Origin of the sequence: Flagellimonas lutimaris (assembly GCF_051494225.1) — a bacterium.
GTDB lineage: Bacteria > Bacteroidota > Bacteroidia > Flavobacteriales > Flavobacteriaceae > Flagellimonas > Flagellimonas lutimaris_A.
In genome coordinates this window covers 109,037-135,542 of record NZ_JBNPYE010000006.1, presented here as the reverse complement: position 1 = coordinate 135,542, position 26,506 = coordinate 109,037, and the positions used below count along the sequence as shown (strand labels likewise).

The window sequence follows — 26,506 nt, the reverse complement described above, 5'->3', positions numbered from 1 at the left end:
ATTCCCGAAATAAGGTGGGTGATTTTATCATTTTGATTAGTTAATAAATTCAACTAAAACATTAGATTTGCCATAGAATTTATAAGGATTTTCCTTATTGTTTTGATGGCCTGTATTTTTTGGCCCTAATACATCTTTTATGATTGAATTGAACGTTGTTGATGAGACCAGTACTTTAAAAGCTGTTATTCTGGGAACTACTCAAAGTAATGGGCCTGTTCCTACAATTGAAGAAGCTTACGACCCTAAATCAATTGAGCATATTAAGGCAGGAAAATATCCTAAAGAGGCGGATATGGTTAAGGAAATGGATGCTTTTGCCCAAGTATTCCATAAATACGGAGTTAAGGTTTACCGACCAGAGGTTCTTAAGGATTGTAATCAAATTTTTGCACGGGATATAGCTTTTGTTATTGAGGATAAGTTGTTTCATGCCAATATTTTGCCCAATCGGGAACGTGAGTTTGAAGCAATTCATGAAGTGCTCGAGAAAATAGATCCTAAAAAAATTATTAGGCCACCAGAAGAAGTTCATATTGAAGGTGGAGATGTAATGCCCTGGAACGACCATATTTTTATCGGAACCTACACTGGTGATGATTATGCGGGTTATATTACCGCAAGAACCAATATCGAAGCCGTAGAATTTATTCGGGAAATGTTTCCCCATAAAACGGTAAAATCCTTCGAGCTGCGAAAATCCAACACCGACCCAAAGGAGAATGCATTGCATTTGGATTGTTGTTTCCAGCCCGTAGGTAAAGACAAGGCAATTTTACATAAAAATGGATTTTTGGTAGAGGAGGAATACCAATACTTGGTGGATTTCTTCGGGCCAGAAAATATTTTTGAAATTGATAAAGACGAAATGTACCAAATGTTCAGTAATGTTTTTTCCATTTCCCCCGAAGTGGTGGTTTCGGAAAAGAGTTTTACTAGATTGAACAATTGGCTTAGGGACCAGGGATTCACCGTAGAGGAGATTCCCTATGCCGAAATAGCCAAACAAGAAGGCCTGCTGCGGTGCAGCACCATGCCTTTGATCAGAGCATAATTTTTAACCCTACTTCCTGCTGCCACAGGTTTGATCTAAACAGTCAAAGTATTGAGAAAACAGATTACCAACACCATTCTTATGGTGCGTCCAGTAAACTTTAGGATGAACGAGCAAACTGCGGTCAACAATTACTTTCAGGAAGACCCGCATCTAAAAAATGCCGAAATCAATAAAAAGGCACAGCAAGAGTTCGACCAATTTGTAACCGTTTTACGGGAGCACGGCGTTAATGTGATTACCATTAGCGATAATATGGAGCAGGACACCCCCGATTCTATATTTCCGAACAATTGGGTGTCTTTTCACGAGAGCGGAACCGTTTGTGTGTACCCGATGTTTGCCGAAAATCGAAGAAAGGAACGTAGGGAAGATGTTTTTGAGCTGCTGGAGGAGAATGGTTTTGTGATTAACAATGTCATGGATTATACGGCTGCCGAAGAGGAGGGAGTGTTTTTGGAAGGAACAGGTAGTATCTTAAAAGATAGAGTCAACCAAAAAGCGTATTGTGCCCTTTCCGAGCGAGCACACGAAGAACTTTTTATAGAGTTTTGCGAGGATTTTGATTGCTTCCCCGTAATTTTTCATGCCAACCAAACGGTGGATGGTAAGCGATTGCCCATTTACCACACCAACGTAATGATGGCCATGGCGGAGGACTTTGCCGTGATTTGCCTCGATTCCATTGACGATAAAAAGGAACGGAAAAATGTGGTGGAACATATAAAAATGGACGGAAAAGAGGTCATAAGGATCACGGAGGATCAAATGTGCCACTTTGCGGGCAATATGCTCCAAGTGGTGGGGGCCAACGATCAACGTTATATGGTAATGAGCACGCAAGCATATAACAGTTTGACAGAGCAACAAATAAAAGCCATTGAAAAGCATTGTGCGATCATTCACAGCCCATTGGATACCATTGAAACCTGTGGTGGTGGAAGTGCCCGTTGCATGATGGCCGAAGTGTTTTTGCCCAAGGCATAAATTGTCTCCTGGGACCTTAGGGGTGTATGTCCATTGATAATTGATTATTGTAAATTGTACAAATTCAACCATGCGCAGAAATTTTGAAATCTTGGGACTTTGCATGGGCTGGTTTGCCGTACTTGCCCAATTGTATTTAATGATTCAAAATCGAGAAGCAGGCATTGCCGAGAGCTTGGTACGATTTTTTAGCTTCTTTACGATACTGACCAATACGTTGGTGGCTCTTTTCTTTACTACCCAAGTATTTGGTGCCGACCAAAAACGATCGGCCCTTTTCCATAAAAAGACAACACCCATTGCCTTAACTACGTTTATTGTGGTGGTGGGAGTGGTGTATCAATTCGTGCTACGTAAAATTTGGGATCCAACAGGACTACAAATGGTGGTGGACGAACTGTTGCATACCATAATCCCCGCATTTATGTATGTGTATTGGCTCATGTTTTGTGCCAGGACCGTTGTTGCTTGGAAACATCTCTCCAAATGGTTGTTGTACCCTTTAGGGTATTTGGTTTTTGTGATGGTCCGAGGGCAATTCTCAGGGTTTTATCCCTATCCATTTTTAAATGTGGATGAACTTGGTTTTGGACCAACTTTGTTGAATGTCTTTTTTGTGCTCCTGCTGATGCTTTTGATTATGGTTGCGCTATACCTTTTGGGGAAACTTCTCCAGCCCAGACAATGAGCAATTGGTAATGGGCAATAAACAATCTACAATGCTCAATTTTCAATGTCATTTCGAGCTGTCACCCTGAGCGCAGTCGAAGGAACAGTCGAGAAATCTTTTTTGGTTGACACGAATTGCACGAATTATCTCAAGGTATTTTTTTGTCATTTCGAACCGACTAAAAGGAGTGTGAGAAATTTAAGGATAGTTGAGATTTCTCAATCGCTGCTTTGCATCTCATTTCGAAATGACGTCATCGTCATGTCGAACTTGCTTGCTCTGCTGTTTGATAGGAAGGTTTTCGTATTTTATAAACTTAGTAACTATTCCTCAACCCAACCACAATACCCCGAAGCGCAGCAACCACTTGTTGCACTTCTTTACGGTCGAACGTATCTTCCTCTAAATAAAACAGCATTTCTACGGCCAAATCCAGAACTTTGGCGAGTTCTTCAGGAGAGCCGTACCAATCTTCAATCCATTGCAATAAAACTTCTCCTTTTTCCATTCTTACCTTTAGGTAAGCAAGTAACAATAGTTTGGAAAATGGTTTAATGCCATAAATGGCAAGTTGCCATCAAGCCTTGGAACTCCCATTATCCGACCTCTGTAATCTAACATCTGATATCTAAGATATCTATCTGAAATCTATTCCTCTTCGGCCGTAAACCCTCGAATGGCCTGGTTAGGCTCCATAATGGTGAAGCCTTTCCAGAACTCTGGGTTGTATCGGGGCATATAGGTGGCTCGAACCGTTTTGTCTTCCTTGTAGGTTTTAAACTCGTTTTCCGCAATTTCGTCTTGGTTGAACACTACCAATTCCCACTTGTTGGTCATGTTCATACGAAAGTCAATGTTCAATTTTAGTTCGTTCTGCTTGCGGCGTCCTTTTACGTGTTTGTTCTTTTCCACCACTTTTAGTGGTCGGTCCACACCAAAGTATTTACCATCGGACAAATCCATAAACTGAAGATCGTACTTGCCATTGGATAATTTGGCAAAACGCATGGTGCCCTTGTACACTGTTTCCCGGTAGGTAATGCCCAACAATCTAAAATTTCGCAGGCGTTGGGTGTTGGTAAAGTCCAGTCGCATTACGGCAAAGTCCTCTATATTTATATAGAGGCGCCCTTTAAAGTCGGCACTGCTTCTCTTGGGCCAAAAATCCACTACATAAACACCTGCGTCGCCAATATCGGCGTAACCTGCCAGTTTAAACTCGTATCGACCGGTTTTGTCCACAAAGTCCAGTTTGGTGTCCTCCTTATAATACAATTGACTCAACATTTCCTTAAACTGCCAACGTTGGCTGTCGACCAAGCCCGAAACACTATCTTTTTCCACTTGGGCCTTTACCTTTTTTACTTGATCTATCCGTTCATCGTCCATAGTGTCCAAAATGGAATCCACTTGTATTTTTTCGCTAAAAATGCCTGATTTTATCTTTAGATAAGAGCCTGGTTTTACATTCTGTTTAAAGATTTCCTCCATATGCTCTGCCAAATCCTCAAAAGAACCCACCTCCTTTTTATCATACAGGTCGGCCGCTTTTATGATGTTGAGTTTATAATCAGTGTTGTTTTTATAGAGGTCGCCAAAACTTTCGGTATAGTGAGCTGCATTTTTTGGAATGGAATTCGAGATGCTGTCCATAAGCTCCTTGTTCAACTCTTTAATGGATGATTTTTCGAACCCAAAATCCACTTTTTGCATATTGGCCAGTTCCGATTTCCGTAGGAAAAAGCGTTGTTTTATGGGGTTTTTGTTTACGTTTTTGGGAATGTTCTCTATCATTTTTTCAATAATGTCGTCCACCTCCAGCTCCTTGTCAAAAACATAAACGCCACTCAGTTCGATCGCTTTGGCATTCAAGGGAATCAAGCTGTCCTGCATTTGCTCAAGGGTGAATCCTTTTTTTTCGTATCCCATTGAGGTTACATAAATGGAATCGGGCAGGGAAGTGCCTTCTTCCATCACAAAACTGAAACGGCCTTCCTCATTGGTGATCACTCCTTGATTTTCCCCATATTGAATAGTAGCATAGGGAATGCCCTTTTGTGTCTTGGCATCCACCAAACGAGAACTTATGGTTTGGGCAACAAGAGGAATGCTCATTAAAAGGGAAAAAGCAGTAAAGAGAATAGTCTGTTTAACGGACATAGTTGAATGTATGGTTTCATTAATAAGACACCTTTTTCGCAATAAAGGTTGCCTATTGTTTAGACGAACTCGGGGGGAATTTGTGACAAAGTGCAAAGAAAAACGGAATCACCGTTATGGCTTAATAGTATTTTAACAACGTAGGGGATTGATGCTAGGGGTTGATAAGAGGGTAAAGCACCAACCAGTAATTTATTAGAACATGTTCATAGATCTTCCAGATTGGTGGGCAGGTTGTCCGCGCGATGGTCCAATAATTTTCGAAAAAAACGTTGGATGGCCTTGGTGTCCGAACGTACTTTAATAAAGTAATGGTCCATATAAATGGAATAAATGCCAATATCCCCTTTGTACACATTCAATTTGTAATAGGGGATTATAAGACCATAGGTTTCCAAGCGGGAACGGAACCTAACGATAATGCCATTGGGGCGAATTTCAATGTTACAAGTGTTGGTACTATTGTCCAAAACGAGAAGATTGTATATATCCAAGCTGGTCTCGGTAATGTACAATTTGGGAGAACCGATACCGCCCATGGCAAAACGCTCTTTTATGGGGATGGGTTTGCCAACGGCTTCGTCAATTTTTTTGGTGATTTTTTTATCGTTGTAGGAGACGTTCAATAGCATATCTAAAAATAGCCAAATTAAAACCCACCATTTGATAATGGTGTGGGAAAAGCCCAAAAAATGCGTAGTTTTGCGCCCTGAAAAGCCTTTTAGATGAGTTTGCAAAACGATTTGAGCCAAAAAGTGATCGAGGCGGTAAAACAACTGTACCAAGTTGAGCTGCCTACGGTGGAATTTCAACCTACCCGAAAGGATTTTGAGGGTGATATTACCGTAGTGGTATTTCCGATGTTGCGTCAAATTAAAGGGAATCCCGTTCAGATTGGAACCAAGATAGGCGAGTATTTGGTCGAGAATGTTGATGAGGTGTCCAAATGCAATGTGGTGCAAGGCTTTTTGAACATTGTTATTGAGGATAGTTATTATCTGAATTTCTTCAACGCTATTTCTGATGAAACCGATTTTGGTTATGTAAAATCCCAATCCGATGATGCGGTAATGGTGGAATATTCTTCGCCCAATACCAATAAGCCCTTGCACTTGGGACACATCCGAAACAACCTTTTGGGGTATTCGGTGGCCGAAATTTTGAAGGCCTCTGGTAAAAAGGTGTACAAAACCCAAATTATAAATGACCGTGGCATCCACATCTGTAAAAGTATGTTGGCATGGCAAAAGTTTGGGGAAGGCGAAACTCCTGAATCTTCTGGATTGAAGGGAGACCACTTGGTAGGTAAATATTACGTGGCTTTTGATAAAGCATACAAAGAGCAGATTGCTGAACTAGTTGAGGCTGGGACACCAAAAGAGAAAGCTGAAAAGGAGGCTCCAATATTGTTGGAGGCCCAAGAAATGCTCCGTAAATGGGAAGCTGGAGATGATGAGGTGGTGGCCCTTTGGAAAAAAATGAACGGTTGGGTATACGATGGTTTTGATATTACATACAAAAACCTTGGCGTTGATTTTGATACGTTGTACTATGAAAGCGATACCTATTTGTTGGGTCGTGATGTGGTAAAGGATGGATTGGAACGTGGTGTTTTCTTTAAAAAAGAGGACGGTAGTGTTTGGATAGACCTCACCGAGGATGGATTGGATGAAAAAATTGTGTTGCGTTCCGATGGTACGGCAGTGTATATGACCCAAGATATCGGTACGGCCATCCAACGGGTAACCGATTTCCCGGACATCAACGGAATGGTGTACACTGTAGGGAACGAACAGGACTATCATTTTAAGGTGTTGTTCCTTATCCTTAAAAAATTGGGCTATGCTTGGGCAGAACAATTGTATCACTTGAGCTACGGAATGGTGGACTTGCCCAGTGGTAAAATGAAGAGTAGGGAAGGTACCGTAGTGGATGCGGACGACCTGATCAAAAATATGGAGGATACGGCCGAGTCTATTTCACAAGAATTGGGCAAGTTGGAAGGGTATTCCGAGGAAGAGAAAAAGCAATTGTACCGAACCATTGGTTTGGGTGCCCTTAAATACTACATTTTAAAAGTAGATCCTAAAAAGCGCATCTTGTTCAATCCTGAGGAGTCGGTAGATTTCCAAGGGAACACAGGGCCGTTTATTCAGTATACCTACGCCAGGATTCAGTCCATTCTTCGCAAGGCGAACAATGTCAGGTCGAGCGCAGTCGAGACCTCATTGGATCTGCACGAAAAGGAAAAAGAATTATTGAAACAGATTCAATTGTTTCCCGAAACGGTTCAGTTGGCAGCGGAAAACTTTAGTCCTGCCTTGATTGCCAACTACACCTATGATTTGGTGAAGGAGTTCAATTCCTTCTACCAGCAGGTATCCATTTTGGGTGAAACGGATGAGCAAAAGAAAAACTTTAGGGTACAGTTATCGCAAAAAGTGGGCGAGGTGATTCAGTCGGCGTTCCGCTTGTTGGGTATAGATGTTCCTGAGAGGATGTAATCCCTCTGTATTTTGACCTTTGGTCAAAATATGTCTCCCTTTTAAAAGGGAGAATCTTATAGGGTTTGTGTGAAATGTTCTGAGATTTCCGACAGCACGGATTCCAAGTTTTCAAATACCATTTTGTTCTCAAATCGTATTACGGTATAGCCCAATTCATTTAAAATTTTGGTGCGTTTTGCATCGTATTCTTGGGCGTGGGGTGTGTTATGAATAGCTCCGTCCAATTCTATTACAAGTTTTTCAGAAGCGCAATAAAAATCTACGATATAGTTTTTGATGCTATGTTGACGGTTGAAACGTCTTCCCTGTAATTTTTTGGCTTTTAGATGTCGCCACAGAAAGGCTTCGGCTGGAGTTAAGTTTTTCCGTAATTTTTTTCGAAACTGTTCTAGTTCCTTGCGGTTGTGGATTCGTTTTTTCATCAATCTCTACTTTAAAAGCTCCGCTCTTTGCACAAAGAGGGGTGATTCAGACTTGCTGAATCGGGGAGATTGATTTAATAAAATTACAAAATTTAAAAACTCACCCTAAAACTCACATTCGGGGTAATGCCCAATGAAAAGTTTTCAATAGTCTCGATTTCATCATTTTCATTGACTCGATAATATTTGTTGAGGGTGTTTTTTCTGTCCGTAAAATTAAGAATTGACAGTCCCGCATTGGCTCGTATGGTCCTGCTGATTTGGAAATTGTAAATAGCAGAAGCATCGGCCCGGAAATATTCAGGTAATCTACTGCTGTTCGGGGGCTGGTAATTGATTCTTGGTGGATAATAGCCTTGGTCCAACCCTTCGTCGCCCTCAACAGGCTCTGTAAACGGCTTACCGGTCCTGTAGTTCAAACCAATACTCAATTTCAGGTCCTTGTAGGTGTAGGTGCTGGCAAAGGTAACCGTGTGCCTAATGTCCAGATTGTTGGGGAAAGATTGCGGTACAATCGAATCGAAAGTGTAATCATTTTTGTTGTAGGCATAGCTCAGCCAAGTGCTGTAGTTGTCCCCTTTTTTATTGATAAGCAATTCAATCCCTTGAACATCGTAACTCCCTATTTCCCCCGAAAATTGATACTGGTTTTGGAATCCTTGGGTGCTGGTACTGATACCACCCACATTTTTGTAGAAGCCTTCGATACCCACATAAAAATTGTTTTTCTCATAATTGATGCCAAATGAGCCTTGCTTGCTTTTGGTCACGGGAAGCGTATTGTCATTGGATAGAATCCATCTGCGTTTTTCTATCCCTAAAAAGTTTTGCTCCAAATCAATAATTTGGTTGGTGGTTTGACTTTTGAATTCTCCCAACACTTCAGCTCTTAAGTAGTTGGCCAATTTGAAATTTAGGTTGATTCTTGGTTCGATCAACAATTTTTTGAAGGTGTCCAGGTTCTCAATAAAGTTAAAGCGGGCACCGATTTTTCCAATGAACTTGTTCTCAAAAGAACTATACCCAAATTCTGTGTATGGGGCATGGATTCGGGCAACCTCTATAACTTTGCTGAAGAAGTCAGGTTGATTGATTTCGGTAAAGTTTTTTATTCCCGTTTCAATATATTGATACCCATTGTTCCAACTAAATTCATCCGTTAGGATATAATTTGTGTCGAACTTGAGTGCATTTTCCGTCACTTGATTGTTCTGAAACAACTGCTGGACCTGATTGGCAAAAATGTTTTGCGCATCCAAATTGTATCTGGAGTAGTATACATTGAGGTGCGTGGAAAATCTACCCGACCACTTGCTCTGTATTTGGCCACCAACCGAAATATTGTCCTGTTTTAACAAGCTGATGTTGGTTTCATCTGCGGAAACATTCGTTTCTTCAAATTTTAAATTGTTCTTGATGCGTATGGCACTTAGTCGGATTTTATGATTTTTGTTAAGGTCGTATAGGATTTTCCCAGAAAAATCATAAAAGAAAAAATCTTCATTCCTAATGAATTCATCATCAACAGTGTTGTTGTTTTGGAGGGTGATTTCACTATCCTGAAAGGCCCTATTGATGAATTGTTTGTAGGTTGGCGTTTTTAAAAAATCGGTTGCTGAGCGTCGTGCTGAAAATTGAATTCCTAGCTTGTTGGTTATGGGCGCTTCTGCATAAACATCGCCACTTATCAAGTTAAATCCACCGCCCCCTTTAAAGGTGTCTGGGATGGTATTGCCCGTTTCCATTTGAATGACACTGCTTACGCCATCCCCGAAGTTTGCGGGGGTTCCGTTTTTGTAAATGGTCACTTTGTCTGTTTGGTAGGGGTTAAAGGCGGATATCAACCCAAAGAAATGCCCGGATTGGTACATTTTGATTCCGTTCCAAAGTATAAGGTTTTGGTCATTGGTGCCACCACGCACATTAATATCCGATACGGTTTCGTCTATACTTTTAATACCGGGCAAAGCCTGTACGGTTTGCAGAATGTCAGGCTCAATAAGTCCTGGAAGTATTCCAAACTCTGCAGTGTTGAGGGTGATACTCGCATCTTTCTCTTTTATGATTCCAGAAGTAAGGTATTTATAGACGAACACCTCATCCAATTGCTCATAATATTGTGCCAATAGAATTTTAGGGCAATCTCCCTGCTGTAATAGTGTCTCAACTTTTACATATTTGGTTATATAACCTAAGTATCTAATTTGAAGTGATGCATCTCGGGGAATATTTTCTAAAGAGAAGGCACCATTATTGTCCGTTATTTTGGCAACATCTTCTCCCAATACTTCCACAGTGGCACCCATGACCGTATTTTCGGCAAAATTGTCCAAAACAACCCCACAGATATTTACTCGATTGTCTTTGGAAAGCGTGTAGTATCTGTCGTTAAGTTTGTCAGCTTCAATTTGAAGCGAATCCTCAACGTATTGCAGAATATCTTCCAATGAGGTCAGATTTTCTGGTATTGTTATCGTAAGTCCTTCCAAATCTTCATCTATATAGGAAAACTTGATATTAAAGCGGTCTTCTAAGGATTTTATGTAGGAAATTAGGGCAAGGGGAGACTGTTGCTTTTCTTGTGCATTGATATTGCAAAACAGGAAAAACAAAAAAACCAAGGCGAGGCTTAAATGCTTATTGTAGTGTGTTCCCAGCATAAAAAAGTACGTTGTCTCCGTCTATTCTGTAATGTGTTTGGGAGGGGGTACTTATACTTTTTAACGCCATATTTAAGTCTGTGTTGTTAAAAGACCCTGTAAATAATAGGTTTGTATCTATATTTTCTGTTGATACTTTGATGTTGAATTGTCTTTCAAGTTCGGCAAATACATATTTTAAAGGAATACTTTCAAAACTACTTTCATTGTTCATCCAAGAGGGTAGAGTGCCATCAGGTGTTCCAGTACTGATAATTTTTCCGTTGATCACCAAGAAAGAGGTTCCAGCAGGTAATTTGGATTCTTTATTATTATGGGTAACGCTCACCAAACCTTCATAACAAGTTACCTCAAAAAAGCCTTTTCTGTTTTCCACGTTGAATTGTGTTCCCAATACGGCGACAGTTCCATGATCGGTGGAAACGGTGAATTTTTTTCCTTTGGCCACTTTAAAGAAGGCCTCACCTTTTAATTCAATGTTTCTTTTGTTGTCCCAATTTTTTTCGCTGTAGGATACTTGGGAATCTGCGTTCAAAAAGATTTCGGAATCATCCGGAAGCACAACTTCGGAACGTTCGGCAAATTCTGTAGTAACTCTCTCGTCTAAAGTGTTTATATAAAAATAGGAACCAGCAAGCAGTATGGCAATAACCGCAGCGACCCTAAGGAATTTCTTGAAAGGATTCAAGGAAATCACTTTTGGAGCATTCGCGATATGTTCATCTTTCAAGCGTTGCAAGGCTTTTTCCGAATCAAAATCGGGTGCCCTCAAACTGCTTGTAGCTTCCTTGAGCTTTTGGTACGAGGCATACGCTTCGGAATTTTGAAACTCCTGAAGCTCTTCCTCTGAAAGCTCATCGCTCAGCCATTTTGCCAAATAATTTTCTTGCATGGGTTCTATGCTTTACGTTATAATAACAACTACCTTTAAAAATACCCTACCTTATAATTTGTAATACACTGAAATTTTTAAATTCCATCAATTTGTTCTCGTAAACTCTTGAGAGCCAAATGCATCCTTTTTTCAATAGCTTTTACACTCACACCCTCAATTTCCGCAATATCCGCGTACTTTTTCCCGTCGATTCTATTGAGCAAAAAAGTGGTCCGTTGGTTTTCGGGCAAAGCATTCAGGGCGTTGTCCAGTTTTTCCTTGTATTCTTTTTCCTCCATTAAAAATTCTGGGGACTCATTGGTGCGGTCATTGCTTAAGCTATCAGCATGCTTCAATCTTACCTTTTCGGCCTTTATTACATTTAAATAAAGGTTGTTGGCTACTGTGTAAACATATGATTTAGCTTTCTCTGGACTGACCTTGGTGCAATTTTGCCAAAGTTTAACAAAGGCTTCCTGTACGGCATCGTGCGCCTTCTCCTCATTCCCAAACTTATAAAAGATGTAGTTGAAGACCGTTTTGGAATGGGTCTTAAAAATTTTGCTGAAAATATGATCTTCGCATACATTGCTCATGGGCAGGAGTTTGTTTGTCGACTCAAATATATTTGAAAATTTTTAAGAAAAAGTAGGGTTTTTTTTTGGCGAGTTGTTTAAAGGTTGAATTCTAACCCCAAAATTCAAACATTATGAAAAATTTGATTAGCAACATATTACGCGTAGCCCTTGTTGCACTTGTTCTTGGCTTTTCTTCTTGCCAAGAAGAATATGAAGAAATCGGAGGTGGAGATGAACAACAGACCATTGCCGCTAACTCTTCAACTGCTGTTTTAATAGAAAAAACATCATCCAATGACGGTTCTTACGATAATATTATAGATGGCGCCAGTTGTTTGGCCATTCAATTTCCCTATACAGTAAATGTCAATGGAGTTGAAGTAACCATTGATTCCGAAAGTGATTTGGAGGTGGTTGAAGAAATTTTTGATGAGCTTGACGATGACGATGACATTTTGGACATTATATTCCCCATTACTATTACCCTTTCAGATTTTAGTGAAATAACTATTGAAAACCAAGACGATTTAGAGTTGTTGGCTAGGGATTGTATTGAAGGTGGTGATGATGATGATATTGAATGTATCGATTTTGTGTACCCTATCACCTTATTTACTTTTGGGGTGGATAATCAACAATCAGGACAGGTAATTGTAGAAAGCGATCAAGGAATGAGAAGGTTCTTCGAAGAGCTTGAAGAAGGTGACCTGATTAGTATAGAATTCCCTGTTACGCTGCGAAAGCATGATGGAACTGAGGTGGTTGTAGAGAACAATACAGAATTGGCGGCAGCTTTGGAATTGGCCAAAAACCAATGTGATGAAGATGATGATGATAATTATAATGATGATGATTTCACCGAAGAAGAGTTAGATGCGTTCTTAGTTGCTTGCCCTCTTGAGGTTAGGCAGGTAATCCGTGGAGAAATGGACAATACCGAACAATATTTGGAGCATTTAATGACATTCACCGAGGATGGAAGCGTCGTAATGTCCAATTCCATGGGTGCGTCCACAACGGGTACTTGGAGTACAAGTATGACTGACAACGGAGTGTTGTTAAGCCTTGAATTCGAAGCTATGGTAGACTTTTCTTTAGAATGGTATGTTTACAAAATCGAAGAAGGAGTCATCAAATTATATAAAGATGGCGGCAATAGGATAATTCTTAAAAAGAGATGTGATATAGATCCTGCAGAAGAAGTTGATAGAGAGGCATTTATAGCACTACTTAAGGAATGCGAATGGGTAGTTAAAAAAGTTAAGAACCAAGGAGAAGAAATAGAGCGGCTTTTAGGGTATGAATTCCAATTTATGGCAGATGGAGTAGTAACACTTGGAAATGGAACAAATACTATGGAAGGGACCTGGGATATTGGTTTAAATAGTCAATTTCAGCTATCCCTAATGATTTCTATAGGAGACGAACCTGGAGTTAGTTTTGAATGGCCGATCAAGGAAATGTTTGAAAACCGATTAAAATTTAGGATTGAAGAAACAGATCACGAAATGGTATTGTTAAAAGTATGTGATGATAGTGCTGGTGATGGTGATGTTACTGAAATCAGAAATATTGCTATGGGCGGACCATGGAATGTAGCCCTTTATCAAGAAGGAGAAATGGATATGACCGCTTCCTATGCAGGAATGGATTTTAATTTCTCCACGATGTATCAAGTTGAAGTGTCTGTCAATGCCGATCCAATAGCCAATGGAATTTGGAGGGTACTAAGAGATTCAGAAGAAGGTTTGAAGTTCTATATCAATTTTGATACAGGAGACGACCTTGCAGAATTGACCGAAGATTGGAAGGTAGTTTCCATAACTTCCACCCGAATCGAACTTAAAGATGAGAACGATGATGGTTCGGTAGATACCTTGGTATTTGAGAAACCATAAAATTTTTCCCCAATCTTTTTTCCAAAAGAAGGACGGCTCTCCCCAAAGCCGTCCTTTTTCTTTTATATTATTCTTAAATTTGTCCCTCCTTTAAAACAAAGAACACATGTTCGATAATTTAAGTGAAAAATTAGATAAAGCACTTCACGTCCTCAAAGGGCATGGTCAGATTACTGAAATCAATGTAGCAGAGACCCTCAAGGAAGTTCGAAGAGCTTTATTGGATGCTGACGTTAACTTCAAAATTGCCAAGGAATTTACCAATACGGTAAAAGAAAAAGCTTTGGGCCAAAATGTACTGACCTCATTACAACCAGGTCAGCTCATGGTTAAATTGGTAAAGGACGAGCTTACCGAATTAATGGGAGGCGAAGCAGAGGAAATAGATTTATCTGGCAACCCTTCTGTAATTTTAATGTCTGGTCTGCAAGGTTCCGGTAAAACAACATTTTCCGGTAAACTTGCCAATTACCTCAAGAACAAAAAAACCAAGAAGCCACTTTTGGTAGCTTGTGATGTATACCGTCCAGCGGCGATAGATCAGTTACATGTTGTAGGTGACCAAATAGGAGTAGAGGTATATTCCGATCGTGACAATAATGACCCCGTAGCTATTGCCAAGGCAGGTATTGCCCACGCAAAAAGTACAGGGTGTAATGTGGTAATCATTGATACCGCAGGTCGTTTGGCCGTGGATGAACAGATGATGGATGAAATTTCCAACATTCATAAAGCCATAGAACCCCAGGAAACCTTGTTTGTGGTGGATTCGATGACCGGTCAAGATGCTGTGAATACCGCGAAAGCGTTTAACGATGTTTTGAACTTTGACGGTGTTATCCTTACCAAACTCGATGGTGATACCCGAGGGGGTGCTGCCATTTCCATTAAATCTGTGGTCGACAAACCCATCAAGTTTATCGGTACAGGAGAAAAAATGGAAGCCATTGATGTGTTCCATCCATCCCGAATGGCCGATCGTATTCTTGGAATGGGAGACGTGGTATCCTTGGTAGAGCGTGCCCAAGAACAGTTTGATGAAGAACAGGCTCGTAAGATTCAAAAGAAAATTGCCAAGAATAAGTTTGGGTTTGATGATTTCTTGAGCCAGATTCAGCAAATCAAGAAAATGGGGAACATGAAAGACCTAATGGGAATGATTCCAGGTGCAGGAAAGGCTTTGAAAGGATTGGATATTGATGATGATGCCTTTAAACATATTGAAGCTATTATCCATTCCATGACCCCCGAAGAAAGATCTACACCATCCATGCTAAATGCCAGCCGTAAAAAACGAATTGCTTCAGGTAGCGGAACCTCTATCCAAGAAGTGAATCAGTTGCTCAAACAGTTCAATCAAATGAGCAAGATGATGAAGATGATGCAAGGCGGAGGCGGCAAAAAGATGATGCAGATGATGCAAAATATGAGATAACTTTAGTCAGTAGTCAGTAGTCAGTAGTCAGTAGTCAGTAGTCAGAACCAAAAAGCCAATACAACCCATGGAAATCCTTGACGGAAGAAAAGTATCGAACCAGATTAAAGAAGAAATCACCGTTGAGGTGGCCCAAATGAAAGAACGGGGCGAAAAAGTTCCTCATTTGGCAGCTGTATTGGTGGGTAATGATGGGGCAAGTCTTACCTACGTGGGCAGTAAGGTGCGTTCCTGTAAAAAAATAGGTTTCGATTCCACTTTGATTCACCTTCCTGAGGAAACCACCGAGGAAGAATTACTGAAGCAAGTACATCAGTTGAACAACAATCCCGATATCGACGGTTATATTGTTCAACTTCCCTTGCCCAAACATATTGACGAGGAAAAAGTGCTGATGTCCGTAGATCCAGATAAGGATGTGGATGGTTTCCATCCTACAAATTTTGGTAAAATGGCATTGGATATGGAGACATTCATCTCTGCCACTCCATTTGGAATCATGGAACTTTTAAAGCGCTACAAGGTGGAAACCGAAGGGAAGCACACAGTGGTTATTGGGAGGAGTCATATTGTAGGAAGACCCATAAGCATTTTAATGAGTCAAAAGGGAAATCCAGGAAATTCTACCGTTACCCTTGCACATAGTAGAACCAAAAATCTAAAGGAATTGACACTTCAGGCCGATATAGTAATATCCGCTTTGGGTGTTCCAAAATTCCTCAAGGCCGATATGGTCAAGGATGGCGTGACTATCATTGATGTTGGCATTACCCGTGTTCCAGATGAAACCCGTGAAAAAGGATACTACATTACTGGGGATGTCGATTTTGAAAATGTGAGTAAAAAAGCATCTTACATTACTCCGGTTCCTGGAGGCGTGGGACCTATGACCATTGCCATGTTGCTTAAGAATACCTTATTGGCACGGGAACGCCACAGAGCATAAAACTCTAGTTTGCTTTTTCCTGCTCTAATTTTAGAGCAGCTTGTTGTTCTTCTTCCGGAGTTAGGATTTCAAAATCGGTATCTCCTTCATCATTGGTGCAGCTGGATACTGCCATAGCAGAAAAAATAAGGGTAATCAAGAGTAAAATTGTCTTCATAATAGTAGGATTTGGGAGCGGCTTGAGTGCCTAATCAGTACGTTTATAACGAATTACCATTAAAATTCTTGTCTTTATATCCAAAATATCGATAACTTACTTCGTGCTAAATCAGGCAATATGGCTCAAACGGTAAGAAATAAAGTAGCATGGGTGGTTTTTGTTTTACTGGCCATAGGAATTGGTCTTTATCCTTTGATTTACTTATTCGCCACGGATGATTTTGGACTTTTGATGAATAAATCCGAAGACTTATTGTCAAGCACGGTCTGGAATTTTGCCTTTTACGGTCATATAAGTTTTGGGGGGCTTGCACTGTTGGTCGGTTGGTCGCAATTTGTAAAAAAACTTCGCACCAAAAGGTTGAATTTGCATAGGAATCTTGGAAAAGTATATGTTATTTCTGCTTTGATCAGTGGTTTGTGCGGTGTTTACCTAGGTTTTTTTGCAACAGGGGGAATCATTTCTTCCCTAGGATTTATAAGTCTTGGAATTATTTGGCTGTTTACTACACTAAGGGCTTATGTCGCAGTAAAAAACAAAGACCTTTCCCTACATCAAGGAATGATGATTTATAGTTACGCTGCTTGTTTTGCAGCAGTTACCCTGCGCATTTGGTTGCCTTTCCTAACTATTGTATTCGGTGAGTTTTTACTCGCCTATAAAGTAGTCGCATGGCTTTGTTGGGTACCCAATATGATTTTTGCCAAGATTTGGGTAAAGAAAAAAGGCCTGACCCTCGTTTGATCTACTTGGCAAATAATTGCCCCATATCCTTAAAGGCCTTGAATTCCAAAGCATTTCCGGCGGGGTCTAAAAAGAACATAGTGGCCTGCTCTCCGGGTTCCCCTTTAAATCGGATGTAAGGTTCGATAACAAAATCAATCCCCTTTTCAATCAATTCTTTTGAAAATGTTTGAAAGGTATCCCATGGCAGAACCACGCCATAGTGAGGCACGGGTACATTTTTCCCATCAACGGGGTTGGTATGTGTCTCTTCTTCGGATTTAGGCTTATAATGAATCACAAATTGATGTCCAAAAAAGTTGAAATCTACCCATTGTTCGGCACTTCTGCCTTCTTCACATCCGAGCACATCCCGGTAAAAGGTTCTACATTCATCTAAATTATGCACAGGAACGGCAACATGGAAGGGGGTTATTTTTTGCATGGTCTATTTTTCTTGAAAATTAGGACAACTTTATCAAGCTTCCAAAAAAGAGACGATTTGATTGTTCACATCATCTTGATGCATAGAATGGCCAAGTCCCTCTGTACTGACCAAGGTGCTATCTTTCCAATTTTTATTTACTGCTACAGAAGCATGGTACGGAGTAATGTTGTCATGCTTATCATGAAACAACAACCCTTTTTTGCTTAAGGATTGTGCAAACTTGGAAGTTGAAAATTCATCTATTTTAAATCCAAACCTATTCAAAATATACTTATCCAAATGTTTCATTACTCGATTATTGAACTTTAACAAGTCCTGAAAGTGTTCCATGATTTCATGGAATTCCGATGGAGATCCAATTGTGACCATTTTTTCAACCTCATCACTTGGGTTTTTGTATTGGTTGTAGATAATGGTCATCCCACCTACGGAATGTCCAATAAGATGTTTTGGATTGTATTTTTTCACCATATAGTTTACTGCTTCTTCGTATAAAGGCACATAGAGATGTTTTCCAGTTGAATACCCATGTGATGGAGCGTCAAACGCAATGATATTAAAGTCCGCTTCCCTAAGTTTTTTGATGAGGTTGCGCCACCGAAAGGTGTTGCTCTCCCATCCATGCACCAACAAAACGGTTTCTTTATTTCCGGGCCAGTGATAGGATTGTACCTTGTGGCCGGCTATATTCTCTATGTTGAGTTTGGAACCGTCCAAATATTCGGCCTGTTCCGGTCGAACACGTCCTTTTCTTACCGTGCAAAATACATGAAAAGCATTCTCGGCAGCCTTTTTGGGTGCAATTAACGTATAGGCATTATAGTATTGCCCATAGGCCAATGGAATTATTTTATTAAGTAGTTTTTTCATGAGGTTACTTTTTGTAACTTACTCTTAATTAGAAACTAAAAGTACATATTCATTTTAGAAAAGAAAAGAAGTAGCTTATTGAAAACTAAGTGTATATATGGAAACTATTACTGATAATCAGAAAGTTAGAACGGTAAAAAAAATAGAAAAAATGTTTGGGCATATCGATTACAAGAACCCGCCCGAACTGTGCCCCGTTCGAGATGTAATGTCAGTGGCTTCTGATCAATGGAGTGTTTTGATCTTACTTTGGTTAAGCTATTTTCCAGTTCTTAGGTTCAACAAACTTAAAAAATACGTCTACGGCATATCAAATAAGGTATTGAGCCAACGCTTAAAGGTTCTTGAAGCTGACGGTTACATTGAACGTAAGGCCTACCCCGAAGTACCGATTCGGGTGGAATATAGCCTTACCGAATTTGGACAATCTTATGTGGAAAAATTGCTGGAACTTACCGAATGGATGCACGATAACAGCCCAAAAGTAATGGCTAATCGGGAAAAATACGGTTTGATTTAATGCCAAGGAAATTATTCCCAGCCCAACATCAGGTATTTGATTTTGGCATCGTCCGGTATTTGAACCGCTTCAATATCCGAAGTTGAAAATCTTAAATTCTCTGGTAGCTCCTCCTTGTCAATGGTAAAGTAAAGATTGCTTCCCTTTGGGAAAACTACAATGCTGTTCAAGGTGGTCACAATTTTTTTGATATCGTAATTGTTCTGAATATCCTTAAACGTGCTTTGTAGTCCAACACCTTTTTCTGAAACATAACGCGGATCCATAATCCTTACATTCTCGATGGTTGGAATACTGTCGGAGTTTGCCTTAAGCGTTAAAAGGTGTTTACCGCCTTTTTCATAAACCTCAATTTTTTTAGGGGAAATACCTAAATTAATTTGGGCCGTGTCTCCTACAACGGAATCTTGTACAAAAGTGGATTCCATTTCACTTACGGTAGTGGTTTGGGTCAATGGACCAACACTGCTTTCTGTAATTAAAAATCTAGTATCCTTTTTACAAGAATGGATTAACGTAATGCCGAAAATTAAGGCTATTATTTTAGTTGTCTTTTTCATATAAATTATCGAATCACTTTTTTTAGTACTCCCAAAACTCCTCTTATAAACGTAGCGCTTGTCAATACTTTGACAACAGGGTTCATTCGGGTGCTCCTTCGGCTTGATGACCTTCGGCTTGTTGATTTTACTTCTTTTTCCTTTTCGGCTTCTTTTTCAGCTTTTTCAATTTTTTCGGTGAGGATTTCGTAGGCACTCTCACGATCGATTTCCTCATTATATTTTTTAATCAGTTTGGACTTGTCCAATACCTCCTTGATTTCGGAATCGCTCAAAATATCCATTCGGCTCATGGGAGCACGCATCATGGTAGCAGCCAAGGGTGTTGGGCGTCCCTTTTCGTCCAAAGCGGATATTAGGGCCTCACCGGTTCCCAATGAGGTAAGTACTTCGGCGGTATCATAGAATTCCGAAATAGGGTAGTTCTGTGCTGTAAGCTTAATTGCTTTTCTGTCCTTGGCCGTAAACGCACGGAGTGCATGTTGCACTTTCAATCCTAACTGGGCCAGAACATCATCCGGTACATCGGTAGGGTTTTGGGTTACAAAGTAAAGTCCTATTCCTTTGGAGCGAATCAATTTTACGATACTTTCAATTTGGTCCAAAAGTGCCTTGCTGGCATTGTCAAAAATAAGGTGGGCCTCGTCTATGAACAAGACCAATTCCGGTCTGTCACTATCTCCTTGTTCGGGAAAAGTGGAATAAATCTCGGCCAAAAGGCTCAACATAAATGTGGAGAACAATTTTGGACGGTCTTGGATATCTGTCAAACGGATAATGTTCACGTAACCACGTCCATTTTCATCAATCCGAACCAAATCATCCACATCAAAGGATTTTTCACCAAAGAACAAATCTGCACCTTGCTGTTCCAATTCAATGATTTTCCTTAAAATGGTACCGGTAGAACTTGTGGAAATACGACCGTATTCCTTTCGGAACTCCTCTTTTCCTTCCCCCGTGGCATATTGCAATACCTTTTTAAAATCATTTAGGTCAAGAAGCGGAAGTTTGTTGTCGTCACAATATTTAAAAACCACGGCAACAATACCTTCTTGGGTAACACTAAGGTCCAAGATTCTGGAAAGTAAAACTGGCCCAAACTCGGAAACAGTAGCTCGTAAGCGAACTCCGTCTTGTTCCGAGAGGGACATAATTTCCACTGGAAAACCTTTTGCCTCAAAAGGGAGGCCTATTTTTTCTTGGCGTTCATCAATTTTTGGGTGACCAGGACTGGGTTGGGCAATACCGCTAAGGTCACCTTTTAGGTCCATGAGCAACACAGGAATTCCCTTGTCGGATAGGTTTTCGGCCAATACCTGAAGAGTTTTTGTTTTACCCGTTCCCGTAGCGCCGGCGATAAGCCCATGGCGATTCATTGTTTTTAGAGGGATTTTAATGTAGGCATTGGTCATGGTTTCACCATCCAACATTCCTGCGCCCACGGTAATGAAATCGCCCTTCATGGCGTACCCTTGTTCTATATGCTCAAAGAATTTTTCTTTGTTGCCCATCGCGTTCAATTTGCGATAAAAATAGGGTAATTTTAAGCAAAACTAAAAATGAGATTATGAAACCTTTTCACTATGCACTGTTGTCCATTTTGATGAGTGGGGTGATGGCCACTTCCTATGCACAAGAAAGTACGGATATTATTTTCCATAAATCACACGAGCCAAAAAAGCAAAATGCCCCTTTTAGTGATGTGGTACAGGCGGGCAACATGTACTTTTTGGCCGGGCAAATAGGGATGGACCATACCACTCGAACACTAGTTGAAGGAGGAATTCAAGCTGAAACGGAACAAGCCATAAAAAACATTGAGGAAGTGCTGGCTCAGCATGGAATGACCTTGGATAATGTAGTAAAATGCACAGTAATTCTTAGCGATATTCAATATTTTTCCGCTTTCAATGAAGTTTACACCCAATATTTTACTAAAAAACCGGCCAGAACCACTTTTGCGGCCAAAGGCATTGCAGCCAACGGTAATATCGAAATAGATGTTATTGCTGTAAAGTAGGTGAAACCATTGAAGTGGATTATCTTTGCATCATGGTAGAAGAAAATGTAATGGATTTGGTGGGAAAGGGCTTGATGCTGCCCCTCATGGAAGAATTTTATACCATTCAAGGGGAAGGCTACCACAAAGGTACAGCCGCTTATTTTATAAGAGTAGGTGGATGTGATGTGGGTTGCCATTGGTGCGATGTAAAAGAAAGTTGGAATGCGGAAACGCATCCTCCAACATCCATTGACAGCATTGTGGAAAATGCCGAAAAATATTCCGATACCATCGTGATTACCGGAGGTGAACCCCTTACTTGGGAAATGGGACCATTGACTCAAGGTCTCAAGGCCAAAAACATGACGATTCATATTGAAACTTCCGGGGCCTATCCTTTGACAGGAACCTGGGATTGGATTTGTCTATCGCCCAAAAAGAATAAACTTCCTGAAGGGGATATTTATAAAAAGGCCAATGAGCTGAAGGTTATCGTTTATAATAAGCACGATTTTATTTTTGCTGAAGAACAGGCCGCTCAAGTGGGTGAGGATTGTATCCTTTATCTGCAACCGGAATGGAGTGTACGAGATAAAATGGTTCCACAAATTGTAGATTACGTAATGAAACATCCGAAATGGAAGGTTTCCCTACAGACCCATAAGTACTTGAATATCCCTTAAGCAATAGGATTATCGCCCCCCATATTTCTGAAGGTCCAAAATACATTCGGCGTCAAAATCAGGAATAGAAGCTAGGCCCTTGGAGACATTTTTTTCCATCTGCTTTAAAAGAGACCCTCCAAATTGAAGTTCGGCACGCATTAAACAACCATCAACATTGCAATGGTTTTCCGCTTCTACATCTTCGTGCTCGTTCACGGATTCGGTTGCCAAGTTTACCAATCCAAACAAATGACCAAATTCATGTAATAAAGTAGCTGTTTCAATTTCTTCGGTAGTAATGGTACTCCTATTGGCCATATCTTGTATAGTAGACTCGTAAATAACCATCGAAGTATTACGATAAACAGCCCCTAAGGTAACGAGACCTTCGCTTTCATCGTCGGTATCAGCCGGTGCATCGGCAAAATAAATATGAACAGCCAAAGTGGAGCCATCGTTGTACTCGTCTCTGTTCTCGCTTTCTAAATCGACAACCTCTTCCAAGGTCAAGGTTTCCTCATTAGGGGAGGTTAGAGCTGAATATTTAAACTCAATGGTTTCTTTGAAAGTTCTTGTTAATAAAAAGTCTTCAAAATTGGCAATAGCTCCAGCAGTTGGGGCAAAACCTGTTACGTAGTCAATCTCAATCAAAATCTTGTCGTAATTGTCATTGGATAATAAGTCCCTGGCCGACGAACCAGTGGTCAATAGATTTCCAGCTTTGAGATTTGTATTGGAACCTGAAGAGGTAACATCAGAATCTTTGGAGCAACTTAACAGTAGTCCAAAACTAAACAGGGTATAAAGCGCAATTTTTTTCATAACATTATTGTCTATAATAGAACGTTCCATATTGGAATCTATTATTCTTTTAACGTAAGCTTGACTAAATAGTCGTAATGCTCACCGGATATTACACGTTCGCAATTAAGACCATTGGATTCACAGGCGTTTTGCAAAGTGTTGAAATCTACATAAATCCAATCAAAAGGTTTGCTTTTTTTGCCTTTGTACTCCATGGTAAAAGCTACTTCGCCGTAATAAGTTCCATCGTTTGGAATCCAGTATCCGCCATCTTCGTCTTGTTCAAACATATAGATGATATCGCTGGAATCCAATAAAATTTGACCATTTAACCGCAATAATGAGGCCAAATGTTGTAAAAAACGACTTAAATTGTTCAGTTTTCCTGCCAGTCCAATACCATTCATCAGTAAAAGCAAGGTGTCATATTTTTCTCCTGAATAGCCCAAAATTTCACTTAAAATGGTAGATTGGACTCCTCTTTTCTCACAAACGGCAATGCATCCTTCAGAATTATCCAAGGCTGTGACCTCAATCCCTTTATTTTGAAGGTACAACGCATGGCTTCCTGCCCCGGCACCAATGTCCAATACTTTTCCATGTGCCAATTGGAGCGCTTTTTGTTCGATTTTTGGCATTTCATCATACCTGCGAAATAAATAGGGAATAGGGATAACATCTTCTTCATCTAAAGATGAATAGGTTTTTATATCCTCTGTATAGTGCCCTTTTTCGTAGTCCAGTAGGGCCATTCCAAAAACATCTGCCATCGTTTAGAATTGTTTTTGCAAAGGTCGGACTTTAATTGCATTGAAAGGTTTAAAATGGATAAGTTTGTACCCTATGGATGAAATACTCAGGGATTTACCGCAAAAGGCCAGGGAGAAACATTCCGAGAATAAAAAATTCTTTTCCAAGTTAAAAAAGCGTCCTCCCAAAGACCTTGACTACACCATGCAAGAATTGCACGAGGCCGAGTTTGAAAGAACCGACTGCCTAACCTGTGCCAATTGTTGTAAAACTACAGGTCCGTTGTTCACCAATGCAGATATTGAAAGGATTGCCAAATTTTTTAGAATGAAACCCTCCCAATTCATTGATGAATATTTACGGGTGGATGAAGAAAAAGATTATGTGCTAAAATCAGTTCCTTGCACCTTTTTAGGGGATGATAATTATTGTTCCATTTATGATGTCCGGCCAAAAGCCTGTCGTGAGTTTCCCCATACGGACCGAAAAAAATTCCAACAGATTACCAACCTTACCTTGAAGAATGTAGCTATTTGTCCTGCGGCATTTAATATTGTGGAAGAAATGAAAAAAGCTATCAAATTTTAATGATTTGCTATATTTGAGGGAATGGAACAACTAATTTCATATTTCGAGACCATTCCTTCGTGGCACCGTAGTCTAATTTTGGTGGGAGGAATCACTTTTTTTTGGATTTTGGAAGGTATGGTGCCCTTATTCAACGTACCATACAAAAAATGGAGACATTCAGTTCCCAATTTCTTTTTAACATTGACAACGATCATTATCAATTTTCCATTAGCGTTTCTATTGCTGAAATCTTCCGATTGGGCAATCGAGAGCCGATTTGGAATTATTAACTGGCTGCCCGAGATGCCTTTATGGCTCTACGTGATTTTGGGTGTAATGTTGTTGGATTTGATTGGAGCCTATGCGGCGCATTGGGTAGAGCACAAAGTAAAACCGTTATGGATGGTTCATTTGGTTCACCATTCCGATCATAATGTGGACACGACAACGGCCAATAGACATCACCCTTTAGAAAGTTTGATTAGATATGCGTTCACTTTGGCCGGTGTTGTCATTGTTGGAGCGCCCATAGGTATTATTATGTTGTACCAAAGTTTGTCCGTGGTGTTTTCACAGTTCAATCATGCCAATATTCGATTGCCCAAGAAAGTCGACAATGCCATTAGTTGGTTCATAGTAAGTCCGGATATGCACAAAGTGCACCACCATTATCAATTACCCTATACCGATTCCAATTATGGAAATATTTTCTCAATTTGGGATAGGCTGTTCGGCACCTTTATGTCAATGGATCCCAAAGATATTGTGTATGGGGTCGATACCTTTCCCGACGAAAAGGAGAACAGTAGTATCAAAGGTTTGTTGAAACAACCTTTTCATAAATATCGTAGACCCACTACAGAGGGTTAAGTGGTCATTTCGAACGAACATGAAAAATCTGAATCTACGAATCTGCTTAGATTTTTCGCTTTTTCCTTGACTCCACTCAGGATAAACGCTCCAAATGAGATATTTATGCTCCGTAAAAATCCGATTAATTTGTGTCAGCCAATAAATCAATCATAGATTAAATACTTCGCCCTAATTTTTTTGAAGCGTTTCAAGTCATCATCCCAAGTGGCCTTGATTTCATCATTGGTCATCCCATCCTCAATCTGCTGTTGAAGCAGGGGAGTGCCTGCGTGTTTGGTGAATCCATCGGTTAAAAAGAATTTGGACTTGTCCAAGGTGTTATTGTAGGCGTCAATGATCCATTGCATGGTCACCTCGTTCATTCTTGGAGTTTTGGACAGGTCGCGGCCATAGCAGGTTTTGCCCTCTTCTTTTGGATATTTGGAGCCAAAATTGGGTTTGGACACATAGCTAAAATCATATTGGGTGCTATCCATGAACGATGCCCCGTAGCGTTGAAACTGAAACTCAGTGCCGCGTCCAGCATTTACATTAGTGCCTTCAAATAATCCTAGGCTTGGATAAAGTGTGATTGAAGTGTCGTTGGGCAGGTTTGGTGAGGGGCGTATAGGTAAATGATATTCAGAATCGTGGGTATAGTTTTCTAACTCTATTACGGTTAAATCAGCATGGTTGCCATTTTCCAACCATCCTTCGCCATTCAATAGTTGCGCATATTCACCCATGGTCATGCCATAAACAAGTGGAATTGTGTTCATACCCAAATAGCTGGTGTGTTCTTGCATCATCGTAGGGCCATCCACATAATGCCCGTTAGGATTGGGTCTGTCCAAGACAATTATCGGGGTATTGTTTTCAGCACAAGTTTCCATTACCAGTTGCAATGTGGCAATAAACGTATAGAATCGAACCCCCACATCTTGAATGTCAAAAACAACGACATCCAATCCACTCAGCTGTTCTTTGGAAGGTTTTCTATTCTTGCCATAAAGTGAAATGATTGGCAGACCTGTTTGAGTGTCCACTCCATCTTTTACATGTTCCCCAGCATCTGCGGTACCCCGAAACCCGTGTTCTGGAGCAAATACTTGCTTTACATCTATGCCTTCAGAAAGTAAGGAGTCTACCAAATGAGTAGTGCCATTTTCACTAAAAATAACACTTGTGGGGTTGGCCACTACGCCTACTTTTTTACCTTGTAAAATCGGGAGATAAACCTCGGTTCGGTTAGCCGCCACTTTTATGGGGGCAGGTGCCTCAGCTTTGGTATCAGAAGCTGAAATCGTTTCTTTTTGCTGTCCCTTGCATGAGGAAAACACCAAAAACAACAATAAAACTGTACTTTTGAATCTAGATAAAATGGGCAT

The 26,506-nt window shown here is 40.3% G+C and carries 28 protein-coding genes; 13 read left to right on the top strand and 15 right to left on the bottom strand.

Going from position 1 to position 26,506, the window contains the following annotated elements:
- Positions 1 to 139 precede the first annotated feature (139 nt).
- From ACQQ5U_RS12725 to ACQQ5U_RS12715, 3 genes are all read left to right on the top strand, one after another.
- Positions 140 to 1,054, top strand: coding sequence for a dimethylarginine dimethylaminohydrolase family protein (locus ACQQ5U_RS12725; RefSeq protein WP_437398059.1), 915 nt, complete (start codon positions 140 to 142; stop codon positions 1,052 to 1,054).
- Positions 1,055 to 1,135: 81 nt separating this feature from the next.
- Complete coding sequence (gene ctlX / locus ACQQ5U_RS12720) at positions 1,136 to 2,041, top strand: citrulline utilization hydrolase CtlX (RefSeq protein WP_437398204.1); 906 nt, start codon at positions 1,136 to 1,138, stop codon at positions 2,039 to 2,041.
- 70 nt (positions 2,042 to 2,111) lie between these two features.
- Complete coding sequence (locus ACQQ5U_RS12715) at positions 2,112 to 2,729, top strand: Pr6Pr family membrane protein (protein WP_437398058.1); 618 nt, start codon at positions 2,112 to 2,114, stop codon at positions 2,727 to 2,729.
- A 298-nt stretch (positions 2,730 to 3,027) separates the two neighbouring features.
- Here the strand turns inward: ACQQ5U_RS12715 and ACQQ5U_RS12710 are convergent, their stop codons facing one another.
- From ACQQ5U_RS12710 to ACQQ5U_RS12700, 3 genes are all read right to left on the bottom strand, one after another.
- On the bottom strand, positions 3,028 to 3,219 hold the full coding sequence (locus ACQQ5U_RS12710; protein WP_437398057.1) for a hypothetical protein: 192 nt from the start codon (positions 3,217 to 3,219) through the stop codon (positions 3,028 to 3,030).
- A 140-nt stretch (positions 3,220 to 3,359) separates the two neighbouring features.
- Entirely contained in the window at positions 3,360 to 4,871 is a 1,512-nt protein-coding gene (locus ACQQ5U_RS12705; RefSeq protein ID WP_437398056.1) for a carboxypeptidase-like regulatory domain-containing protein, read from the bottom strand.
- 206 nt (positions 4,872 to 5,077) lie between these two features.
- Positions 5,078 to 5,503, bottom strand: a complete 426-nt coding sequence (locus ACQQ5U_RS12700) for a hypothetical protein (protein ID WP_437398055.1) — start codon at positions 5,501 to 5,503, stop codon at positions 5,078 to 5,080.
- A 93-nt stretch (positions 5,504 to 5,596) separates the two neighbouring features.
- On the opposite strand from ACQQ5U_RS12700, the gene argS reads away from it, so the two are divergent.
- Positions 5,597 to 7,375, top strand: coding sequence for an arginine--tRNA ligase (gene argS, locus ACQQ5U_RS12695; protein ID WP_437398054.1), 1,779 nt, complete (start codon positions 5,597 to 5,599; stop codon positions 7,373 to 7,375).
- Positions 7,376 to 7,431: 56 nt separating this feature from the next.
- Here the strand turns inward: argS and ACQQ5U_RS12690 are convergent, their stop codons facing one another.
- The 4 genes from ACQQ5U_RS12690 to ACQQ5U_RS12675 form a co-directional block, all read right to left on the bottom strand.
- On the bottom strand, positions 7,432 to 7,800 hold the full coding sequence (locus tag ACQQ5U_RS12690) for an endonuclease domain-containing protein (protein WP_437398052.1): 369 nt from the start codon (positions 7,798 to 7,800) through the stop codon (positions 7,432 to 7,434).
- Positions 7,801 to 7,892: 92 nt separating this feature from the next.
- Positions 7,893 to 10,460: a TonB-dependent receptor gene (locus ACQQ5U_RS12685; protein WP_437398050.1), complete on the bottom strand. Its 2,568-nt coding sequence runs from the start codon at positions 10,458 to 10,460 to the stop codon at positions 7,893 to 7,895.
- Positions 10,438 to 11,352: a FecR family protein gene (locus tag ACQQ5U_RS12680; protein WP_437398048.1), complete on the bottom strand. Its 915-nt coding sequence runs from the start codon at positions 11,350 to 11,352 to the stop codon at positions 10,438 to 10,440. Before ACQQ5U_RS12680 ends, ACQQ5U_RS12685 begins: the two co-directional genes overlap by 23 nt.
- A gap of 77 nt (positions 11,353 to 11,429) precedes the next feature.
- On the bottom strand, positions 11,430 to 11,930 hold the full coding sequence (locus ACQQ5U_RS12675) for an RNA polymerase sigma factor (protein ID WP_437398047.1): 501 nt from the start codon (positions 11,928 to 11,930) through the stop codon (positions 11,430 to 11,432).
- A gap of 113 nt (positions 11,931 to 12,043) precedes the next feature.
- Here ACQQ5U_RS12675 and ACQQ5U_RS12670 point away from each other — a divergent pair, with 113 nt between their 5' ends.
- The 3 genes from ACQQ5U_RS12670 (at position 12,044) to folD (ending at position 16,191) form a co-directional block, all read left to right on the top strand.
- On the top strand, positions 12,044 to 13,810 hold the full coding sequence (locus ACQQ5U_RS12670) for a hypothetical protein (RefSeq protein ID WP_437398045.1): 1,767 nt from the start codon (positions 12,044 to 12,046) through the stop codon (positions 13,808 to 13,810).
- Positions 13,811 to 13,916: 106 nt separating this feature from the next.
- Positions 13,917 to 15,245, top strand: a complete 1,329-nt coding sequence (gene ffh / locus ACQQ5U_RS12665; protein WP_437398043.1) for a signal recognition particle protein — start codon at positions 13,917 to 13,919, stop codon at positions 15,243 to 15,245.
- A gap of 67 nt (positions 15,246 to 15,312) precedes the next feature.
- Complete coding sequence (folD, locus tag ACQQ5U_RS12660; protein ID WP_437398041.1) at positions 15,313 to 16,191, top strand: bifunctional methylenetetrahydrofolate dehydrogenase/methenyltetrahydrofolate cyclohydrolase FolD; 879 nt, start codon at positions 15,313 to 15,315, stop codon at positions 16,189 to 16,191.
- 4 nt (positions 16,192 to 16,195) lie between these two features.
- Here the strand turns inward: folD and ACQQ5U_RS12655 are convergent, their stop codons facing one another.
- On the bottom strand, positions 16,196 to 16,348 hold the full coding sequence (locus tag ACQQ5U_RS12655) for a hypothetical protein (protein WP_437398040.1): 153 nt from the start codon (positions 16,346 to 16,348) through the stop codon (positions 16,196 to 16,198).
- A gap of 120 nt (positions 16,349 to 16,468) precedes the next feature.
- Here ACQQ5U_RS12655 and ACQQ5U_RS12650 point away from each other — a divergent pair, with 120 nt between their 5' ends.
- On the top strand, positions 16,469 to 17,095 hold the full coding sequence (locus ACQQ5U_RS12650) for a DUF2306 domain-containing protein (protein ID WP_437398039.1): 627 nt from the start codon (positions 16,469 to 16,471) through the stop codon (positions 17,093 to 17,095).
- Position 17,096: 1 nt separating this feature from the next.
- Here the strand turns inward: ACQQ5U_RS12650 and ACQQ5U_RS12645 are convergent, their stop codons facing one another.
- Both ACQQ5U_RS12645 and ACQQ5U_RS12640 read right to left on the bottom strand, forming a co-directional pair.
- Positions 17,097 to 17,519, bottom strand: coding sequence for a VOC family protein (locus ACQQ5U_RS12645; RefSeq protein ID WP_414460884.1), 423 nt, complete (start codon positions 17,517 to 17,519; stop codon positions 17,097 to 17,099).
- Positions 17,520 to 17,552: 33 nt separating this feature from the next.
- The gene (locus ACQQ5U_RS12640) at positions 17,553 to 18,392 is read right to left on the bottom strand and encodes an alpha/beta hydrolase (RefSeq protein ID WP_437398037.1); all 840 of its coding nucleotides are present in this window, start codon (positions 18,390 to 18,392) and stop codon (positions 17,553 to 17,555) included.
- Between the two features lie 97 nt (positions 18,393 to 18,489).
- On the opposite strand from ACQQ5U_RS12640, the gene ACQQ5U_RS12635 reads away from it, so the two are divergent.
- Complete coding sequence (locus ACQQ5U_RS12635; protein ID WP_437398035.1) at positions 18,490 to 18,912, top strand: winged helix-turn-helix transcriptional regulator; 423 nt, start codon at positions 18,490 to 18,492, stop codon at positions 18,910 to 18,912.
- An 11-nt stretch (positions 18,913 to 18,923) separates the two neighbouring features.
- Here ACQQ5U_RS12635 and ACQQ5U_RS12630 read toward each other — a convergent pair whose 3' ends face one another.
- Positions 18,924 to 19,472, bottom strand: a complete 549-nt coding sequence (locus ACQQ5U_RS12630) for a hypothetical protein (RefSeq protein ID WP_437398033.1) — start codon at positions 19,470 to 19,472, stop codon at positions 18,924 to 18,926.
- A gap of 5 nt (positions 19,473 to 19,477) precedes the next feature.
- The gene (locus ACQQ5U_RS12625; protein ID WP_437398031.1) at positions 19,478 to 20,986 is read right to left on the bottom strand and encodes a helicase HerA-like domain-containing protein; all 1,509 of its coding nucleotides are present in this window, start codon (positions 20,984 to 20,986) and stop codon (positions 19,478 to 19,480) included.
- Positions 20,987 to 21,042: 56 nt separating this feature from the next.
- Here ACQQ5U_RS12625 and ACQQ5U_RS12620 point away from each other — a divergent pair, with 56 nt between their 5' ends.
- Both ACQQ5U_RS12620 and ACQQ5U_RS12615 read left to right on the top strand, forming a co-directional pair.
- Positions 21,043 to 21,495 (top strand): RidA family protein, encoded by a 453-nt coding sequence (locus tag ACQQ5U_RS12620; RefSeq protein WP_437398029.1) that lies wholly within the window; start codon positions 21,043 to 21,045, stop codon positions 21,493 to 21,495.
- A 32-nt stretch (positions 21,496 to 21,527) separates the two neighbouring features.
- Positions 21,528 to 22,160 (top strand): 7-carboxy-7-deazaguanine synthase QueE, encoded by a 633-nt coding sequence (locus ACQQ5U_RS12615; protein WP_437398027.1) that lies wholly within the window; start codon positions 21,528 to 21,530, stop codon positions 22,158 to 22,160.
- Between the two features lie 9 nt (positions 22,161 to 22,169).
- Here the strand turns inward: ACQQ5U_RS12615 and ACQQ5U_RS12610 are convergent, their stop codons facing one another.
- Positions 22,170 to 22,964: a hypothetical protein gene (locus ACQQ5U_RS12610; RefSeq protein WP_437398025.1), complete on the bottom strand. Its 795-nt coding sequence runs from the start codon at positions 22,962 to 22,964 to the stop codon at positions 22,170 to 22,172.
- A 41-nt stretch (positions 22,965 to 23,005) separates the two neighbouring features.
- Positions 23,006 to 23,716, bottom strand: a complete 711-nt coding sequence (locus ACQQ5U_RS12605) for a class I SAM-dependent methyltransferase (protein ID WP_437398023.1) — start codon at positions 23,714 to 23,716, stop codon at positions 23,006 to 23,008.
- A gap of 73 nt (positions 23,717 to 23,789) precedes the next feature.
- Here ACQQ5U_RS12605 and ACQQ5U_RS12600 point away from each other — a divergent pair, with 73 nt between their 5' ends.
- Together ACQQ5U_RS12600 and ACQQ5U_RS12595 are read left to right on the top strand one after the other, a co-directional pair.
- On the top strand, positions 23,790 to 24,284 hold the full coding sequence (locus tag ACQQ5U_RS12600) for a YkgJ family cysteine cluster protein (protein WP_437398021.1): 495 nt from the start codon (positions 23,790 to 23,792) through the stop codon (positions 24,282 to 24,284).
- A gap of 21 nt (positions 24,285 to 24,305) precedes the next feature.
- Positions 24,306 to 25,136 (top strand): sterol desaturase family protein, encoded by an 831-nt coding sequence (locus tag ACQQ5U_RS12595; protein WP_437398020.1) that lies wholly within the window; start codon positions 24,306 to 24,308, stop codon positions 25,134 to 25,136.
- Between the two features lie 146 nt (positions 25,137 to 25,282).
- On the opposite strand, the gene ACQQ5U_RS12590 is transcribed toward ACQQ5U_RS12595, so the two are convergent.
- Positions 25,283 to 26,506, bottom strand: a complete 1,224-nt coding sequence (locus ACQQ5U_RS12590) for an exo-beta-N-acetylmuramidase NamZ family protein (RefSeq protein WP_437398019.1) — start codon at positions 26,504 to 26,506, stop codon at positions 25,283 to 25,285.